This window comes from Kitasatospora sp. NPDC059571 (genome assembly GCF_042735675.1).
Classification (GTDB): domain Bacteria; phylum Actinomycetota; class Actinomycetes; order Streptomycetales; family Streptomycetaceae; genus Kitasatospora.
The window spans coordinates 1-1,596 of record NZ_JBHWBW010000802.1 but is presented as its reverse complement, the minus strand read 5'-3'; the positions used below and the strand labels follow the sequence as shown (position 1 = coordinate 1,596).

Genomic DNA, 1,596 nt, shown 5'->3' with positions numbered 1-1,596 from the left:
CCGCGCCCCCGCCCCGGTCGGGGGCCCCCCCCCACCGCCCGGCGCCCGCGCCGACCGGGGGGGGGGCGGGCGCGCGGCCGCCGCACCGGGGGGCCCCGGGCCCCGCGCGCGGCCTGGTCGGGCCGCCGGGGAGGCCGGCGATGTCCATCGAGAGCTTGATCGCCTGGACGAACTCCGTCTTGGAGTCCCAGCGCAGCAGCGGGTGCAGGGTGCGGTAGAGCGGTCGGGCGGTCGCCAGGTCGCCGGCGACGGCGGCCTCGTAGAGCGCGACGGAGGCCTCGGGCAGGGCGTTCGGGTACCCGGCGATCCAGCCGACGGCGCCGGCCAGCGCGAGCTCCAGCAGCACGTCGTCGGCGCCGATCAGCAGGTCGAGCCCGGGCGCCAGCTCGGCGATCTCGTACCCGCGGCGGACGTCGCCGCTGAACTCCTTGACCGCGACGATCGAGCCCTCGCCGTACAGCCGGGCCAGCAGCGCCGGCACCAGGTCGACCTTGGTGTCGATCGGGTTGTTGTACGCCACCACCGGCAGGCCGGCCCGGGCCACCTCGGCGTAGTGGGCCGACACGGCGTCGTCGTCGGCGCGGTAGGCGTTGGGCGGCAGCAGCAGGACCGAGCCGGCGCCGGCCTCCGCCGCCTGCTCCGCCCACCGCCGCGACTCGGCACTGCCGTACGCGGCGACGCCGGGCATGACCCGGGCGCCGTCCCCGGCGGCCTCAACGGCGGTGCGCACCACCTTGGCGCGCTCCTCGGCGGTGAGCGTCTGGTACTCGCCGAGCGAGCCGTTGGGCACCACGCCGTGGCAGCCGGCGTCGATCAGGCGGCGGACGTGCTCGCCGTAGGCGTCGTAGTCCACCGAGAGGTCGTCGCGCAGCGGCAGGGCGGTGGCGACCATGATGCCGCGCCAGGGGTGCGCGGGGTCGAACGGGACACGGGACATGTGGCGGCTCCAGATGGTGCGGTGTGACATTGTACAAAGCGGGACGGTCCGGCCACAAGGGCGGACCGGTTCGGGTCTCGGGCGGGCGGTGCGGGAGGCGGGCGGGCAGGTGCGCGGGGTGGACCGCGGCGCTCAGCCGCCGTCGGCGAGCTGGGCGAGCGGCACCGGGCAGGCGAGCGGGCGGCTGTCCGGGCGCGGTTCGCCGCCGCCCGCCAGGCAGGCCACGGCCGGACCGCACATCCGGCCCTGGCACCAGCCCATCCCGGCCCGGGTGAGCAGCTTCACCGTCCGGGCGTCACCGGCGCCGAGGTCGGTCACCGCCTCGCGGATCCGGGCGGCGGGCACCTCCTCGCAGCGGCAGATGTCGGTGTCGGGGGTGAGCCAGTCCGGCCAGCCGGGGCCGGGCCGGTGGGCACCGGCCATCAGGTCGGCGAAGGCCCGCCGGCGGCGGCGCAGCCCGGCCAGGGCGGCGGGCACCGGGCGGCCCGCGATCACCCGGGCGGCGATCTCGCCCTCGGCCAGCGCCAGGTCGGCACCGCCGACCCCGCAGGTCTCCCCCGCCGCCCACAGCCCGGGCAGGCTGGTGCGCTGGCCGTCGTCGACGGCGAGCCCGACGGTGCCGTCGGCGGCCGCGGCCGTCCGCGCACCCAGCTCGGTGG

General features: G+C 78.4%; 2 protein-coding genes. Both read right to left on the bottom strand.

Annotation, left to right across the window (positions count from 1 at the left end):
- The coding region (locus ACFV0G_RS39180; RefSeq protein WP_380558639.1) for a dihydrodipicolinate synthase family protein at positions 1-937 on the bottom strand (937 nt) is incomplete at its 3' end.
- 132 nt (positions 938-1,069) lie between these two features.
- On the bottom strand, positions 1,070-1,596 hold a 527-nt coding region (locus ACFV0G_RS39175), incomplete at its 5' end, for a (2Fe-2S)-binding protein (protein WP_380558636.1).